This window comes from Pseudoalteromonas sp. NCIMB 1079, assembly GCF_040567695.1.
In the GTDB taxonomy this organism is placed as follows: Bacteria; Pseudomonadota; Gammaproteobacteria; order Enterobacterales; family Alteromonadaceae; genus Pseudoalteromonas; species Pseudoalteromonas distincta.
In genome coordinates, this window is the sequence record NZ_JBEWZA010000002.1 from 329,351 (window position 1) to 346,502 (window position 17,152).

Here is a 17,152-nt window from a genome sequence, read left to right on the forward strand (position 1 = left end):
CCATTAACTAACAAAAAAGAGATTATTTGTGATTATTCCAGCATTAGACGTATTACAAAATCAAATTGTGCGCTTGTACCAAGGTAAATACGACACAGCACAGTTTTACCCTTTCGAACTTGGCGCGCGTTTAAAAGAATACGCCGACAGCGGCGCAGGTAAACTACACCTTGTTGATTTAGAAGGTGCACGCGATCCAAGTAAAAAGCAGTGGAAACATATTCAAGCTGCAACCAAAGCACTTAACGTACCATATCAAGTGGGCGGCGGTATTCGCTCAGAGCAAGATGTAAGTGATTGGCTTAAAGCCGGTGCAAACCAAGTAGTTATTGGTTCAATGGCAGTAGAAAAACGCGAACAAGTAAAAGCCTGGATTGAGCAATTTGGCGCAGAACACTTTGTAATTGCCCTTGATGTAAATAAAACAGCCACTGGCTGGGCACCTGCTACGCACGGTTGGTTAAGTGAATCTGAATTTGGTTTACTTGAGCTGGTAGATTTTTATGTGGGCTTAGGTGTTATTGACTTTTTATGCACGGACATCAGTAAGGATGGCACCATGACTGGACCATCGTTTGAGCTTTACGAAGACCTAACTCGCCACAACAGCACAATTAAAGTGCAAGCCTCAGGTGGCGTAAGCTCACTAGATGACATTAAAAAGCTTAAAGAGCTTGGTGTGGGCGGCGTTATTTTAGGTAAATCATTGCTTGATGGCGCATTTAGCGTTGAGGAGGCATTGGCATGTTATCAAAACGCATAATCCCGTGTTTAGACGTTAAAGACGGCCAAGTAGTTAAAGGCGTTAAGTTTAAAGGCCATGAAATAGTTGGCGATATTTTAACAATGGCTAAAGCCTATAGCGAAGCTGGCGCCGATGAACTGGTTTTTTACGAAATCAGCGCAAGCGTTGAAAAACGCCTACTTGATGTAAACTGGGTAGAGAGCATTGCACGTAATATCGATATTCCATTTTGTGTAGCGGGCGGTATTAAATCAGTGGCTGATGCAGCGCGGGTACTTGAGCGCGGCGCAGACAAAATCAGCATTAACAGCCCTGCTATTGCGCGTCCTGAACTTATTAAAGAATTACACGATGAGTTTGGTAAGCAATGTGTTGTTGTAGGTATTGATAGCTTTTTTGATGAAATTACCGGCGAGTATTTAGTGTACCAATTAACCGGCGATCCTAATGCATCAAGCCGTACGCGCTATAAAACACAAGAATGGGTTAAACGCGTACAAGACCTAGGCGCAGGCGAAATTGTATTAAACTGTATGAACCAAGATGGCGTTCGTAACGGTTACGACAACGAGCAACTAAGTAAAATTCGCGAGCTGTGTGACATTCCTTTAATCGCCTCTGGCGGTGCGGGTAGTATGCAAGATTTTGTTGATGTATTTAAACAAAGCAAAGTAGATGGTGCATTAGCCGCCAGCGTTTTTCATAAAAATGTGATTAACATTAGCGAACTAAAACAATTTTTAATAGATAACCAAGTGGCAGCAAGATTATGCAAGTAACACAACAAAACCAAGCTCAGGTCGATTTCGCTAAAAGTGACATGATCCCTGCTATTATTCAAGATGCCCGCTCTGGTGTTATTTTAATGCAAGGCTTTATGAACAGCGAAGCACTCGCTGTTACGCTTGATACCAATAAGGTAACGTTTTACTCGCGTTCAAAATCGCGTTTATGGACTAAAGGCGAGTCATCAGAAAACTACTTAAACGTAGTATCTGTGCATACAGATTGTGACTACGATTCAATTTTAGTACTTGCCAACCCAGAAGGCCCAACATGCCACTTAGGCACACAAAGCTGTTTTGGTGATGAAGCAAAACCAAGTTTAAGCTTTTTGGCACAGTTAGAAGATGTGATTGTTGCGCGTAAAAACGACGACCCTGAAAAAAGCTACACAGCGTCATTATTTGCAAAAGACTTAAGCCGTAGTTGTCAAAAAGTAGGTGAAGAAGGCGTAGAAGTTGCTCTTGCCGCTATGAAACACGATAACGATGAGCTAACAAACGAGTCTGCTGATTTAATTTATCACCTGACAGTATTACTACAACGCCAAGGCTTAGCCCTTGAAGATGTAGTTAAATGCTTGCAAGGTCGCCATAAATAGCATTAGTTGCAACTAATAAAGAGGCTCATATTTATATGGGCCTTTTTATTTTTACAGTAAATCACGTGTGATATAGTGCGTGGCTAAATTAATCGGTTACTGTGAACTATGAAAAACTATATTATTCCTTCTATTGTCGCGTTTATTTTAGCGGGCTGTACCAGCAAAACTAATCAGACTACAACTACAACAACCACTACTACTACAACGAATCAGTCTGTAAAAACCACAGTAACACCCGACGAATGCAGCACCATAAATAACCTTATAAGCAGTTATGAGTCTGGTTTTAATTCAATCAAAACAGATAAAGTAAATAACCAGTTTACTAATCAATGGCGTACTAGTGCTCATATGATTGGAGCAAACTGTACGGTTACTTTAAATAAGTCAGAGCAAGCAAGCTACCAATGCCAAACACCTGTTAAAACACAAACGCAAACAATAAAGTCTCATCAAAAACTGGCTAAGCAATTACGCCAATGCTTAATCAAAACAGGTTGGTTGGAAAGCCAAAAAGAAACAGCAAGTTCAATTTACAGCACCTTTGTACTTGATACTAAAACCCCAGTCATTACACTTGCTACTAATCAAGAAGGTAACGGGTTTTCTTCTCGCTTTGAAATTGCACCACCACTAGGACTTTAATATGCGCCAATTAAATCAAAACAAAAAACAATCTAAATTTAAAACTGATTGCCTAGGAATATGCGAAAGGCGCAGCGGTTACTGCACCGGTTGTGGGCGTACTAACGAAGAAATTTTTGATTGGATAATATTATCTGAAGATGAAAAAAAAGCGATTTTAGAAACACCACGAGCAGACGCTAACTCATAACAAATAAAGCCTTTAAATGTTAAAAGTAACAGTTAATTGATTAACTAAAAACTTTTTACTTGTTGTGGCTATTCATTTAGTTGCGCTAATACAGCTTTCGACTACTTGCTCAAATGAGCTATTAATATCTATATTTATAACATTGGGCTCATCTTCTTTTGGAACTTCTAGCGCTTCAAATTGGCTTTTGAGTAAATCAACAGGCATAAAATGTCCTTTTCTGTCCTGCATACGGCTTTTAACCAGCTCAAAATCACCAAAAAGATGTAAAAAGGTAATGCCTGTATTTCCATCACATATTTGTTCTCGGTATTTCTTTTTTAATGCAGAGCAGACTATTACCGCAATTTCATTTTTCTTTTCAATGCTAAATGCAGCATCACGTATTCTTTCTAGCCAAGGCACACGATCAGCATCGTTTAAAGGCTGCCCAGATGACATTTTTAATATATTAGCCTTGGGATGTAAGTCGTCTCCGTCTATAAATTTAGCGCCAATGCGCTTTGCTAATGCATCACCCACACTTGACTTTCCTGTGCTTGAAACCCCCATTACAATATAAACACGACCTACATTTGTGTTACTCATGTATTTACCCTCGCCTTAATTTAATAATTAATTATTTTCAATGTATATATTATATTGAGTTACGGGTAACATGTTACCCGTAACAAATACGAAAGTGAAGTTAAACACACACTAAACATCATAATTCACACTGAATATAAGTAGGGAAAAATGTCAGATTTATCATTAATACTAACAGCGGCAGGCTCCATATTTTTATTGCTTTTCTTAGTAATGAAAGTACGACTACATGCTGTCGTCTCTTTGATCCTTGTTTCTATGATTGCAGGATTATTCTCAGGAATGAGCCCTGAAATAATTGCCGCTACAATTCAAAAAGGAATGGCTGGAACACTAGGCTTTGTAGCGGTTGTGGTCGCTTTAGGTGCCATGTTTGGCAAAGTAATGGAAGAAACCGGCGCGCTGGATCGTATTGCCCACACACTTTTACACCGTTTTGGAGAAAAAAACGCTAATTGGGCGCTTACCTTTACGGGCTTTATTTGTGCCCTCCCCCTCTTTTTTGATGTGGCCGTTGTACTTTTAATCGGTATTGTTTTTGCTGTGGTAAGAAAAGGCGGTGGCAGCGTTGTTAAAATTGGTATTGGGCTACTTGCTGGGATAGCGTCTTGTCAGGCGTTTCTTATTCCTGCGCCAGGGCCGATTTTGGTTGCCTCTCAATTAGGCGCTGACTATGGTTATATGATTTTATTTGGCCTTATTGCTGCCATACCGGCAATGATTATAGGAGGTCCAATTTGGGGCTCTATTATTTCTAAATCTATTCATGTAGAACTCCCACAGCACGAACAAATCGATGATAACCAAAGAGTTGGTAAAGGGACGCCTAGTTTTGGATTAGCATTAGGTTTAATTGCTTTGCCGTTAATTATGATTAGTTTAAATACTATTGGTAGTCGCTTTGTTGAAAAAGACTCTGATTTATATAATTGGTTAGCCTTTATAGGTCATCCATTTACAGCAATTTTAGTTGCTTGCCTAATGGCATTTTATTTGCTCGGCGCAAGGCGCGGTGTCCCGAATGCTAGAATCATGGAAATTTGTGGTAGTGCCTTACAACCTGCAGGAATTATTATTCTTGTCACTGGTGCCGGTGGGGTATTTAAACAAGTATTAGTTGATTCAGGAGTAGGTACTGCACTAGGTAATTACTTAGCTGGCTCAGGCTTACCGATTGTAATACTCGCTTTTGTATTATCAGCCGCTGTGCGTGTCATTCAAGGCTCTGCGACAGTAGCTATGCTTACAGCGTGTGGCTTAATTATTCCAATGCTTCAGCCTTTAGGCCTTGATGGAGCGCAGCTTGCCGCTGTCACTATCGCTATTGGTGGGGGCTCTATTGTGCTCTCCCATGTAAACGACTCAGGATTTTGGTTAGCGAGTCGCTATCTCGGTTTGAGCGAAATGCAAACTCTTAAAACGTGGACAGTAATGGAAACCATTATTGGTACTGTTGGCGCACTTATCGCTATGCTTATTTCTCTGTTTTTGTAAAATTACAGTATGTAGATTTATCATCACACATATAGAAATTACCTGAGCCTTTTGTTATTTAGGCTCAGGTAATTAGGCACAGGTAATTAGGCTCATATAATTAGGCTCATATAATTAGAGTATTTAAACACTTTCACCTAGATGAACTATATAACCAGAATCAATTACTTGCTTATAATTAATGCTAGTATCTAAATCGGAATTAATCCGGCTCAACAACTCTCTTCCCGCAACATTACCTATCTGATAACGAGGGGTGATCACACTTGCTAATTGAGGCACCATTGCCTGGCCAATATCATGACCATGAAAACCCACAATCCCTATTTGGCTAGGCACTAAAATGTTGTTTCGCTGGCATTCAAAAATAGCCCCAATTGCTAAATCATCATTAGTACAAAACAAACAGTCAGTATTTGGGTAGTCAGTACGCGCTTTTTGTAAAAGTTCAGCGCCTAAACTATAAGATGAAGCTTGATCAGTCATCACACTTTTAGGCGTAAAGCCTTTAGCTAACATAGCATCTGAATAACCTTGAAATTTTAGGCGTGTTCGTACATCGAGCCTTGCACCTATATAAACAATATTGCGATAGCCTTTATTTAAAAGTGCCGTCGTCATATCAAAAGCGGCTTTAACGTTATCAAAACCAATCGCTTGCTGCATAGGAGAGTGATGAGTATCCATTATTTCAATCACAGGTACGCCTGACGTTTCAATCATTTTTAGCGTTCTGTCTGTGTGTGTGGTTTCTGATAAAATTAAACCATCAACGTGATACGACAATAGATACTCAACCCGTTTTTCTTCAATTTCAGGGTTATAACCATAATGGGCTAACATTGTTTGATACCCTGCAGGCCCTGTTACATCTTCAATGCCTTTTATAACTTGAGCAAACACGTGATTCGTTAACGATGGGACTAGTACACCAATAGAGTAACTTTTAGCATTAGAGAGTAAATCAGGGGCTTTATTTGCAATGTAACCTAGCGTATCAATAGCTGCACTAATTTTAGTGCGAGTAGACTCTGATACTTTTTCGGGATTACGTAAATAACGACTCACCGTCATTTTGGTTACACCAACCGCATCGGCAATATCTTGAAGAGAAGAACGTTTGTTTTTTTTCATCACACACAATTAAATAAAATGTTACTTGTAACATACCAACTATTGTGAAAAATCACTACTTTTAGCCCATTTTATTTAGGTTAAAGTAATAAATATTTAGCCTACCGCCTGTATTTAAACTGTAGCTAAATGAATGGCTAAAAAGGTTTAGAAAACCTAAACCTTTTTAACAAACAATACTGTATTTACAGTAAAGCTGAACAAGCATTTCTAATTAATGTAATTTTAAGCTTTATCGAGCGCTTGGCTTACATCGGCAATTATATCTACAATGTTTTCAATACCGACCGACAAACGAATTAAATCGCGACTTACGCCCGCATTAGCAAGCTCTTCATCATTTAATTGGCGGTGTGTGGTTGACGCTGGATGACATGCAAGCGACTTGGCATCGCCAATATTAACTAAGCGTAAAATCATGTTTAGCGCATCAATAAAACGAGTACCCGCTTCTAGGCCACCAGCAATACCAAAACTTAAAATACCCGATGCTTTACCACTGGTAATTTTTTGACTCATTTCGTTATACGGGCTTGATTTAAGCCCAGCGTAATTAACCCAAAGCACTTTTGGATGATTTTCTAAATACTCAGCTAACTGCTGTGCATTTTCGCAGTGGCGATCCATTCTTAAACCTAAGGTTTCAAGGCCGATTAAAATGTCAGATGCGTTTTTAGGCGCAAGCGCTGCGCCAGTATTTCTAAGTGGCACTACTCTACAACGTCCAATAAATGCAGCTTCAGCAAAGGCTTCGGTATACACCACGTTGTGATACGACGGATCAGGCTCGTTCATCATTGCAAAGCGCGTAGCATTCGCTTTCCAATCAAATTTTCCTGAGTCGACAATCATGCCGCCAATGGCAGTACCGTGCCCGTTTATATACTTTGTAAGTGAGTGAACCACTATATCGGCGCCCAGCTCAAATGGGCGGCATAAATACGGCGTAGCCACGGTATTATCAACAATAAGCGGCACACCTTTGCTGTGTGCAATACGTGCTAAACGTTCAATATCAACAATATTACCTGCCGGATTACCAATAGATTCACAAAAAACAGCGCGAGTGTTGTCGTCAATTGCATTCTCGAACGCGGTAAAGTCATCGGCTTTAATCATGCGTGCTTCAATACCTTGCCTAGGTAAGGTATGTGCAAATAAGTTATACGTACCACCATATACTTGGCTGGTGCTTACAATATTAGTACCGACTTCACACAAGCATTGAATAGCATACGTAATAGCGGCCATCCCAGAGGCAACAGCTAGCCCACCAATACCCCCTTCCATTGCAGCAATACGTTGCTCAAGTACGGCATTAGTTGGGTTCATTATGCGAGTGTAAATATTACCAGGCACTTTTAAATCGAATAAATCAGCGCCATGCTGCGTGTTGTCAAATGTATAAGAAGAAGTGTGATAAATAGGCACGGCTGCCGATTTGGTCGTAGCCTCAGATTCGTAACCGTGGTGCAGTGCTAATGACTCTAATTTCATAATTATTTCCTTCAATTAATTTACCACTAACCTAGCACTTCTTGGTTATAAAATGCACATGAAATATATTAAAGGGTGTTGAAGTGATTTGATTTAAGTTGAAGGTGATTAAGGACGAGAATCTGATGGTCAAAATCATGACGTGTGAGGTTAACATTTGACCACTTTGGTTTTAATTGGCAATAACTTATACTATTTGCTATTAATGAAAACTCAAGATACAAGGACACTTCACGTGGAAAGAAAGAAAATGTTCTCTGATAATTTGTTAGCTAAATATAGAAGGTATAGCGTTAATGAAAAAGTACAAATTTATATCAACACTTCGTTATCTTTCTATTTCTGAGCAAATAGAAGAATGGGTAACTTTGGTGCCAGGTATTGATATTACAAATAATAAGAAACTAATTTCTAGTGTTATTGATAGTGAATTTAAGGAATTTGCAGGGATTATCGAGTATGATCATTTCATAAATGCAAACAATATTATTTATTGTGAAATTGATGAGACAATTTTTAATAAAGGTGAGGATAGTCACCAAGCCTTGTATATCTGGCTAGTTTGGCTCAAGGCGCTTTTGGACGACCTGTGGCTTTTAAAAGATAATGCTGTAATTTGCGAGGCAGCTTTTTGCAAGCTAACGGATTCAAATCAGAGTTCATGGACTAGAAATAACTTAACTACTCCTGCCTATTTGAGTTCAGGTATTTCATTTCAGAATATTGAAATGACAGTTGAAGAATTAAAAATGTGGGATGAGAAAAGTAATCAAATTCAGTCTTATTTAAGCAACTCTGAGTCTACATCCATGAATTCATTTACAAATACGCATTTTTCACGTATCGGCCGAAGTATGAGGTTCATTGGAGCTGCAATTCGAGAAAGGCATCCCGCAGTTAAATTAGCCCATTACTGCAGTGCTTACGAAAGCCTGTTTTCAACTGATAACTCTGAGTTAACTCATAAATTATCTGAGAGTGTAGCTTTATTCCTTAAGGACTTTAACTTTAATCCCATTGAAGTATTTGACGATATAAAGTCATTCTATGCTATTCGTTCAAAGGTCACTCATGGAGGTAGTTTAAAGTCTCAAAAGGAGAAATTTTTATCTGATTTGAGCCAAAAATGCGATAATTACTTACGGATAATCCTAAATATTATAATTAGTGACAATGAGCTTATGGCATTATTTGATGGCAAAAAAGAACTTATTGAGCAGTACATCAAAAAGAAATTGTTTATGGTGAGCTAGTAATGACATGTCCGCTGATGGGGAGTTAAGATGACACCCATTTTAATTACTACGGTAGAAAAAATTAATCGGTTAACTCCCAACAAAAAAGGCGCTTCCATTACGGTAAGCGCCCTTCTCTATCTCACTAATTACTTATTTTACGATTGTCATTTCGTCTAACAAGTTTTGTGCATTATCTACTTTATCCATTACCCACAGCATGTAGCGTGAATCAACGTGGATTGAGCGATTAAGCTCAGGGTTGTAATCCCAGTCACCAATAATACTTTCGTAAACACCGTCAAACAGTAAACCAACAAGCTCTGCTTTGCCGTTAAGTGTTGGCGAACCTGAGTTACCACCGGTAGTGTCTACATTTGATAAAAAGTTAACGGGTACTGTATTCATGCCGCCCGTGTAATCACCGTAAAGCTTGACTTTAATTTGCTCTTGTAACTTTTTAGGTGCATTAAATGGGTCAACATCGGTGTTTTTAGCGAGTAACCCTTCAAGCGAGGTAAAGGGTGTTGCTACCAAGCCGTCTTGAGGTGAGTAGCCGCCTACGGTGCCATAGGTTACTCGTAGTGTGCTGTTGGCATCGGCGTATACAGGTTTGTTTTTAGCTTTGTTAAACGCAATGATTGCGCTCATTAGCTCTGGGCGAGCTGCTTGTAATTTACCTGCCAGTGCTTTTGATTTATCTTCCTCTGCTTTCATTACTTTAAATATTGCTTTAGCGTACTGCACAAATGGGTCTTGGCTTTGATTTAGCTGGCTAAACGATTGCTCAAACAATGAACTACGAACAGTGGCATTATCAAGTCTTGACTGTTCATACATGCTATCTAGTAACGCGCTTTGGGTTGCTTTATCAAACCCATTTTGTACTTTAAATACGTTATCAACCTCGCTAAAACGCTCTTCTTTTGGAAGTGCTGCATACAGCTCTAAAAAGTGCAGTAAAATAGCTTTATCTACTTTGCTATCATAACGGCGCGTCATACGCTCAAGCCCTGCTTTAATGCGAGGTAAATCACGTTCTTGATAACCAGATTCACGTTCGCTATTTGGCTTTTGTTTTTCGTAAGCTAGGCGGTATAAACGTCGTGCTGTGCTGATCATTTGTGAGCGATGTACATAACCTAACATTCGGTCGCGTTCACTGTGCTCTTGTGATTGCGCAATTAGATCAGATAGCTCACCTAATACGCTTCCGTATTGTTCTTTACGCTCACTATCGCTATTGATCCATTGTGTTAGGTCTTGCTCAAACTGTTTTTTGCGCTCAAGCATAGTGCCTTTTTTGAAGCTTTCGATCATCGAACCATAGTTTTTAATGTAGTTATTATAACCTGCAATGGTGCTTTCGTAAGCAATACGCGCTTTACTGCCGTCTTCTGAGTTTTCTTCAATAAGCGACACGTATTTTGAGTTATGAACGCGTGCTTTAGGGTAGCTGTCGTTAAATACGTTATCTACCTCTGTTGCAATGCGGTATCGGTTAGTACGCCCTGGGTAGCCTGTAACCATTACAAAGTCGCCTTCTTGCACGCCTTTGGCACTTACTTTTAGGTAGGAGTCAGGTACGTAGGGTACGTTGTCTTCGCTGTACTCTGCAGGTTTTCCATCTTTGCCTACATAAGCGCGGTAAAAACCAAAGTCGCCTGTGTGGCGCGGCCACATCCAGTTATCTATATCGCCGCCGTATTTACCTACGCCCATTGCCGGTGCATAAGATAAGCGTACGTCTTTAATTTCAAGTGACTTAATTAGGTAAAACTCTAAACCACCATGAAACGAATACACATTACAACGATAGCTTTCGTCGGCTTCACACTGGGCTACTAGCGCTTTTTCATTTTTTTCGAGTGCGTCGTAGCGTGCTTTTGCTGTTAACTCGTTAGTACCTTTAATTACTTCATCTGTTACGTTGGTAACCGTTTTTGTTACATAGACGCGTGAGCCCGGCGCTGCAGGTAAATCTTCTGTAGGACTTTTAGCTAAAAAGCCATTTTCTAAAATATTGTTTTCAGGTGTTGAGTTGTATTGTACCGAGCCATAAACACAGTGATGGTTTGACACAACTAAACCCTTAGGCGATACAAACGATGCTGTACAGCCACCTAGGCTAATTACCGCATTCATTGGGAATTCGGTTAATTTAGAAATAGATTCAACATCAATTTCAAGCCCTTTGGCTTTTAAAATTGATTCTAACTCTGGAAGTTGGTGTGGTTGCCACATGCCTTCGTCGGCTATGGCACTACTTGCAAATGATAAAGAAAATGTGGCTACTAATGTAGCTACAAGAGGTTTTAAACGCATTATAGAATCCTTTTTATTTGTTTCTATAACAGGTTACTCGCGATGGGACAATAAGGTCAATAGCCGTGCAATGAATTGTTACAATCGAGTGTTTAATCTTACTTTTTATCAAAATTCATCGAAAAATCAAGAAACTGTTTTGCTGGTATTGGTTTACTAAAATAGAAGCCTTGCATAAAATCACAACCCAATTCGTTCAATAATGTATGCTGCTCTTTTGTTTCTACACCTTCGGCTACCACTGTCAGTCCTAAGCTGTGCGACATGGCAATAATTGCCTTTACGAGATTACGGTCTTCATTGTTTAGTACAATACCATCAATAAAACTTCTATCTATTTTAAGTACATTAAAAGGGTATTCTCTCAAATAACTTAATGATGAATAACCTGTACCAAAGTCATCCATTGATAAGTTAATGCCTAATGCAGTAATTTCAGTCAGTATATCAACAACATTAGTGTGACAACTCATCAGCACTCCCTCAGTTATTTCAAGCTCTAAATTTTCGGGATTTACGTTTGCTTCACTCAATGAGTTTTGAATAAAGCTGAGTAATCCCACGTCTCTAAATTGGCGAGGCGATAAGTTAACAGCCATGGTGTATTGCTGTGTGCGTTTACAAGTACTTTGCCATGTGTTTAAAAAGTGTAATGCTTGGCTAATTACAAACTTGCCAATCGGTACAATTAATCCTGTATTTTCGGCAATAGGTATAAACTCATCGAGTGTTACATTACCTAGCACAGGGTTATGCCAACGTAATAACGCTTCTGCACCAATTATGTGTTTATTTTTGGCGTCAAATTGGGGCTGGTAGTATAACTCAAATTCGTCACGCTCAAGGGCGCCACGCATCTGCTCTTCTATTACGAGTCGGCGCTGAATAATTACGTTCATCTTTTTAGTAAAAAATGAATAAGTATTACGACCATATGATTTTGCTTGATACATTGCAGTGTCAGCATTTCGTAATAAATCAGCAACGGTTGTACCATTTTCTGGGTATATGGCTACACCAATACTCGCTGTTAGTATGTGTTCCCGGCCCTCAATTTTAAAAGGGGCTCTAAAGTTATTGACCAGTTTTTCAGTAATTTTTAGCGCTGCATGGTGATCAGTTATACCTCGTAGTAATACGATAAACTCATCTCCACCTAGGCGCCCTACCGTGTCGTCTTTTCGCAGTGCCTCTTGTAGCCTTTGCGCTGATTCAATTAAAAGTTTGTCTCCTGTTTCATGGCCTAAAGAGTCATTTATTTTTTTAAAATCATCTAAATCCAAAAACAGTACTGCCGCTTTCTCGTTATTTCTTTGTGCTTCAATAAGTAATTGCGACAAACGAGCAAGTGCTAAAAAACGATTTGGGAGTAAAGTTAGACTATCGTAATACGCTTGATGTCTAATTAGTTCATCTGATTTATGCTGTTCTGTAATATCTCGAATAATAACCATTAACTGATTATGTTCTGTTATTTTATTTATTCTTGCTTCAAAAAAAACGAGCCCATGGGGCAAAGCGAGCTCGTATTTAAAGCTCATCATCTGCTCTTTTTCTAATACAAGGCTGATATAGGTTTCAAATTTTTTGGCTACGTCCTCAGGTAATACATCACCCATTTTTTTACCAATAAATTGCTTTGGCTTGGTATAGAGATCGGTCTCATTACTGGCATGGTACTCAATAATAGTTCCATCATTTTCCATCAAGAAAAATAAGTCAGGAATTGCTCCAAAAATAGTTTTTAGCATATGCTCATTAAATGACGCATCTGCTTTTGCCTTTTTAACCTCGGATAAGTCCATATCAATGCAATACATTTGTTTTGTATTATATTGATTTGTAAACATAACATGGCTAGAAAAAACAGATACACTTTCGCCATTTTTACCTTTTAGGGTAATTTCGGATGCTGGAATTTCTATGTCTTTTTCTACCCAATCACTGTGTGCGTCAATTACAAATTCACACATTGATTCTGGAATTATAAGGTCTTCTATTTTTTGCCCTATGGCCTCTTCTTTGGTGTATCCGTAAAGTCGCACACTGCCTTCATTCCAATAAATAACACGACGCTCATTGTCATAACCTTGAACAGAAATTACATTTACCGCATCAAATAACTGGTGCAAATAGTCGTTAATTACAAATTAGTTGGTTAAGTCTGAAGCAACGTCGTCTAATTTCATTTTGAGGCTATATCCATAAGTAATTTTATTTAGTAATAAAAAACACCAAATAATAATTAAATTTAATATTAAATTTCCATGTACATTTTATACGCCATTATACAAAACAAAAAAAGAGCCGAAGCTCTTTTTTAATAATTGTTAACTTTATTTAAACTCTATAAAACTGAATTTATTTTTTTGTCACATCATTCGGATGTTCCACGCCAATCCATGCTTTGAATAGTGCTTTTTGCTGTAGCGTTGCCTCTTTATCAGCAACTACTTTTTTAGGTTTATCAAAATCTTCTGATAATACTAGTGTTAAGCTTTCAAGAGCATCGCGACGAAGATAGTCAACGGTTACTTTGTCGCCTGCCTTAAACGTTTCTAGGCTGGTTTTTAAATCTTTACCTACGTGATGTTTGTTTATAGCGACAATTTTATCATCGGTAGTTAAACCCGCTTTCCACGCACTGCCACCACGGCGTACATAACTTAACGTCAGTAATTCACCTGTATTTTTGGCGGTAGCATCAATACTTGCAAGTGCTTTTGCTTTTTCAGGACGCTCAAACTTTAAACCTACTTTAGTAAGTAAATCGTCAAAGTTAATACTTGCAGGCGACTCTACATTTTCTTGCCACCAGCTTGAATAATCACGTCCTGTTAAATCTTTTAAGATATTAAGTACATCTGTATCTGTAAAACCAGCGGGCATTTTATGATTGTTATAAAGTGCTTTGTGCACGTCGCGATAGCTTATTTTACCTTGGCTTTTTTCAAGTAGGTCGATATCTAAAGCTAAAGAGAGTAACGAGCCCTCAGAATAAATATTGGTGCTGTAGTTACGTGCATGATCACCACCTTGATTAATCCATTTATCAAAGCTTGTTTCGCTTGCGCTTTGCACTTCACGGCCCGGTGTTTGCAAATGACGATTAATTGTTTTACTCATCACTTTAAAAAATTCATCCGTTGTTTGAATGCCTGAGCGCACTAATAAATGATCTTCAAAGTAACTTGTTGAACCTTCTGCAATCCACAGCAGTTTTGAATAGTTCATATTAGTGTAATCGTATGGCACTAAACCTTGAGGGCGATATGCTTTAACATTCCATGTATGAACAAACTCATGCGCAGCGGTGCTAATAAAACCTAAGTAATCTTCGCGGCTACCAAATCGGTCACGTGGTCGTTGAATAATTGTTGAGTTTAAATGCTCTGTTGCACCACCAGCACCTGATGTTGCATGCACCATAAATACATAACGCTCATACGGATAGCCATCCCAAATTACATTACCCGTGGCAACTAATTTTTTAAGATCGGCAAGCATTAGCTCTACATCGTAGTTACCATCGCCCCATATAACTAAATCATATTCACGCCCTTCTACTTCAAATGTGTGTAGTTGGTTAATACCTGTTTCGATTGGTGAATCAACAAGTACATCGTAATCGGCTGCTTTAAATGAGTTTTTGCCTTTTAAATTATCCATACCCGATACAGAACGCCACTTTTTAGGCACGTCTAAATTAACGGTTACAGGCTCTTGGCGAAATGATTCACTAAACATAAAAAAACCTGACGCATCTATAAATGCATGGCTGTCGTCAATGTGACGAGCACGTTTACCAAGCTCATTTGCGTACACTTGGTAGTCAACATTTACTTCTGTAGGTTCATTAAGATGTACACGCCATGTACTGTGATCTATTTTTTCCCATTTTAGTTCTTTGCCATCTTCATCTTTGGCTTTGAAGTAGCGAATGCCATTTGCAAGGTTTAACATTTCGTAGCGACCCGTGCGCCACGCAGGAAGTTTTATATCAAGGTGTGCTTGCGCTGTTTTTGGAAATTCAACACTTACATCACCTAAATGATGCTGTGGCTGCGAAATTTCTAAAGAATAATTTACATCGGCAAATACAGGTGCAGAACATGCAGCTAAAATTGAAAGGGCTAATAACTTTTTCATAGAGACTCTTAGTGGAAACTTAATTGCTTACAAGACTAACAAGCCCCTATTTAAAAGTGAATTAAATACGATAAATGACCCTATATACGAGTTTATAAGTAGTAGCTTATTAAAATTTCTAAGTTTTTTACTAGATAACTACACATAATAAAAATTTGTTGTAAACTGAAGATAATGAAATTAATTTGATGGCGGTATGCTTAGGTGTCACAAAGATCTAACGCAACAGATAAAAAGCTAAAACAAGCAATTGATGCGCGTATGGCTGTTGAGAGTGCTCGTAAACATCAAGTAGATGTTCTATGTGACTTTACAGCTAAACTATCGTTGAGCTGTAAAGGACTAGATACCGAGTTAGATAATCGCCTCGCCAAATTTAGAAGTGCGCTTAATAAAGGCATAAGTTTTGAAAACCTTGCTCCCCTTATTAGTGAAACTTTAGCCCTACTTAAAAACCAAGAATCGATTCAACAAACTCAGCAACGTAATTTATTCGACAGTGTGCAAAGTGCCGGTAAACAATTACAAAAAACCAAAGGTTTACCTGACGACACTCGCAGGACTCTGAGAAATTTACTCGATCACGAAATTAATAATGTTCATTCAACTCATGGATACATTCCGCTACTTGATCAACTTATTAGCTTTTATCATGAAGCATTACTTACCAAGCAAGACCCTCAAGTTGATCAGCAGCGTCCAGTAAAACAGTCGCGTGCAAAAAAGCTGCTTGAGCTAGCTAATGAACTTATACTTGAAGAAGAAGCTACGCTGCAGATTAATAATATAAAAAATCATATTACTGAAAGTGACTCAATCGATGCATTACTTGATGCAGCAATTAGTATTATTGATGTAGTGGTTAAAAATATAAGTAAAGAGCGTAAATCAGCGCAAAGCTTTTTAGTTTCATTAAATCAAACCCTCGAAGATCTTCATAACTCTATCATCTCAACTAGCAAGCACTCTGAGTCTATGGAAGTTGAGTTTGACTCACTTAATAAAAGCATTGAACTAAAAATAAAAAATCTTAATGAGCAAACGCAAAAAGCAACATCAATCTCATCTTTAAAAGAACTTGTAGATAACGAATTAAAATCAATAAGTGAAGATTTTATAGCAAAAGAAAAGTTAGAACGAAAAGACAGAGAAATGCTTAGCGCTAGCTTTAATGAAATAAATACTCGAATTGTTACTTTAGAAGATAAGTTAACAACGTATAAAAAACGCTTAAATGAACAGCGCTTTAAAAGCTTACTAGATGGGCTTACAAAACTGCCTAACCGTGCTGCATTTGACGAACGTTACAATCACGAAATGCATTTGTTTAATGTGCAGCCATCAGATGTTACGCTTGCAGTTATTGATGTTGACCACTTTAAATCTATTAATGATAGATTTGGCCACACCGCAGGTGATATTACCTTACAAGTTATATCAAAAGCGTTGCAAAAATCGGTAAGAAAGTCGGATTTTATAGCGCGTTACGGCGGTGAAGAATTTGTACTATTAATGCCAGGTGTGTCGCTAGAAAACGCAACCCTACCCTTGGATAAAGTAAGAAAGGTAATTAAAAATATACCTTTTAAATTTAGAGAAAAACAAATTGAGATCACTATTTCGGTAGGTGCAACTCAATTTAAGAAAGGCGATACCCTATTAAAGGCATTTGATAGAGCTGATGATGCCCTTTACGAAGCCAAAAATTCAGGGCGAGATAGACTTTGTACCAGTAAATAATGTCATAGCTATTATAACTTTTA

General features: G+C 38.4%; 14 protein-coding genes. 8 read left to right on the forward strand and 6 right to left on the reverse strand.

The window, feature by feature from the left end:
- Positions 1 to 28: 28 nt before the first annotated feature.
- The 5 genes from ABX891_RS18170 (at position 29) to ABX891_RS18190 (ending at position 2,967) form a co-directional block, all read left to right on the forward strand.
- Positions 29 to 763 carry a 1-(5-phosphoribosyl)-5-[(5-phosphoribosylamino)methylideneamino] imidazole-4-carboxamide isomerase gene (locus ABX891_RS18170; RefSeq protein ID WP_010552951.1) on the forward strand — a complete coding sequence of 245 codons (735 nt, stop codon included), beginning with the start codon at positions 29 to 31 and terminating at the stop codon, positions 761 to 763.
- Positions 745 to 1,524, forward strand: a complete 780-nt coding sequence (gene hisF / locus ABX891_RS18175) for an imidazole glycerol phosphate synthase subunit HisF (protein WP_309169188.1) — start codon at positions 745 to 747, stop codon at positions 1,522 to 1,524. The genes ABX891_RS18170 and hisF overlap by 19 nt, the downstream gene beginning before the upstream one ends.
- Complete coding sequence (gene hisIE / locus ABX891_RS18180) at positions 1,515 to 2,129, forward strand: bifunctional phosphoribosyl-AMP cyclohydrolase/phosphoribosyl-ATP diphosphatase HisIE (RefSeq protein WP_007376299.1); 615 nt, start codon at positions 1,515 to 1,517, stop codon at positions 2,127 to 2,129. The genes hisF and hisIE overlap by 10 nt, the downstream gene beginning before the upstream one ends.
- A gap of 108 nt (positions 2,130 to 2,237) precedes the next feature.
- On the forward strand, positions 2,238 to 2,777 hold the full coding sequence (locus tag ABX891_RS18185; RefSeq protein WP_354630296.1) for a hypothetical protein: 540 nt from the start codon (positions 2,238 to 2,240) through the stop codon (positions 2,775 to 2,777).
- 1 nt (position 2,778) lies between these two features.
- A complete protein-coding gene (locus ABX891_RS18190) occupies positions 2,779 to 2,967 on the forward strand; it encodes a DUF1289 domain-containing protein (RefSeq protein WP_165723885.1) in 189 nt (62 codons plus the stop codon).
- Between the two features lie 72 nt (positions 2,968 to 3,039).
- Here ABX891_RS18190 and ABX891_RS18195 read toward each other — a convergent pair whose 3' ends face one another.
- Positions 3,040 to 3,555, reverse strand: coding sequence for a gluconokinase (locus ABX891_RS18195; protein ID WP_354630297.1), 516 nt, complete (start codon positions 3,553 to 3,555; stop codon positions 3,040 to 3,042).
- A 150-nt stretch (positions 3,556 to 3,705) separates the two neighbouring features.
- Here ABX891_RS18195 and gntU point away from each other — a divergent pair, with 150 nt between their 5' ends.
- Positions 3,706 to 5,049, forward strand: a complete 1,344-nt coding sequence (gntU, locus tag ABX891_RS18200; protein WP_354630298.1) for a gluconate transporter — start codon at positions 3,706 to 3,708, stop codon at positions 5,047 to 5,049.
- Positions 5,050 to 5,172: 123 nt separating this feature from the next.
- Here gntU and gntR read toward each other — a convergent pair whose 3' ends face one another.
- Together gntR and ABX891_RS18210 are read right to left on the reverse strand one after the other, a co-directional pair.
- Positions 5,173 to 6,183, reverse strand: coding sequence for a gluconate operon transcriptional repressor GntR (gntR, locus tag ABX891_RS18205; RefSeq protein ID WP_354630299.1), 1,011 nt, complete (start codon positions 6,181 to 6,183; stop codon positions 5,173 to 5,175).
- Positions 6,184 to 6,408: 225 nt separating this feature from the next.
- Positions 6,409 to 7,680 carry an O-acetylhomoserine aminocarboxypropyltransferase/cysteine synthase family protein gene (locus ABX891_RS18210; RefSeq protein ID WP_309169193.1) on the reverse strand — a complete coding sequence of 424 codons (1,272 nt, stop codon included), beginning with the start codon at positions 7,678 to 7,680 and terminating at the stop codon, positions 6,409 to 6,411.
- A 296-nt stretch (positions 7,681 to 7,976) separates the two neighbouring features.
- On the opposite strand from ABX891_RS18210, the gene ABX891_RS18215 reads away from it, so the two are divergent.
- Entirely contained in the window at positions 7,977 to 8,933 is a 957-nt protein-coding gene (locus tag ABX891_RS18215) for a hypothetical protein (protein ID WP_354630300.1), read from the forward strand.
- Positions 8,934 to 9,068: 135 nt separating this feature from the next.
- Here the strand turns inward: ABX891_RS18215 and ABX891_RS18220 are convergent, their stop codons facing one another.
- The 3 genes from ABX891_RS18220 to ABX891_RS18230 all read right to left on the reverse strand — a co-directional run bounded on the left by ABX891_RS18220 (position 9,069) and on the right by ABX891_RS18230 (position 15,389).
- Complete coding sequence (locus ABX891_RS18220; RefSeq protein ID WP_354630301.1) at positions 9,069 to 11,240, reverse strand: S46 family peptidase; 2,172 nt, start codon at positions 11,238 to 11,240, stop codon at positions 9,069 to 9,071.
- Positions 11,241 to 11,338: 98 nt separating this feature from the next.
- Positions 11,339 to 13,384, reverse strand: coding sequence for an EAL domain-containing protein (locus ABX891_RS18225; RefSeq protein WP_354630507.1), 2,046 nt, complete (start codon positions 13,382 to 13,384; stop codon positions 11,339 to 11,341).
- Between the two features lie 217 nt (positions 13,385 to 13,601).
- On the reverse strand, positions 13,602 to 15,389 hold the full coding sequence (locus tag ABX891_RS18230; RefSeq protein WP_354630302.1) for a M61 family metallopeptidase: 1,788 nt from the start codon (positions 15,387 to 15,389) through the stop codon (positions 13,602 to 13,604).
- Positions 15,390 to 15,593: 204 nt separating this feature from the next.
- Between ABX891_RS18230 and ABX891_RS18235 the strand changes: the two genes are divergently transcribed.
- Complete coding sequence (locus tag ABX891_RS18235; RefSeq protein WP_354630303.1) at positions 15,594 to 17,129, forward strand: GGDEF domain-containing protein; 1,536 nt, start codon at positions 15,594 to 15,596, stop codon at positions 17,127 to 17,129.
- The last annotated feature ends 23 nt before the right edge of the window (positions 17,130 to 17,152 follow it).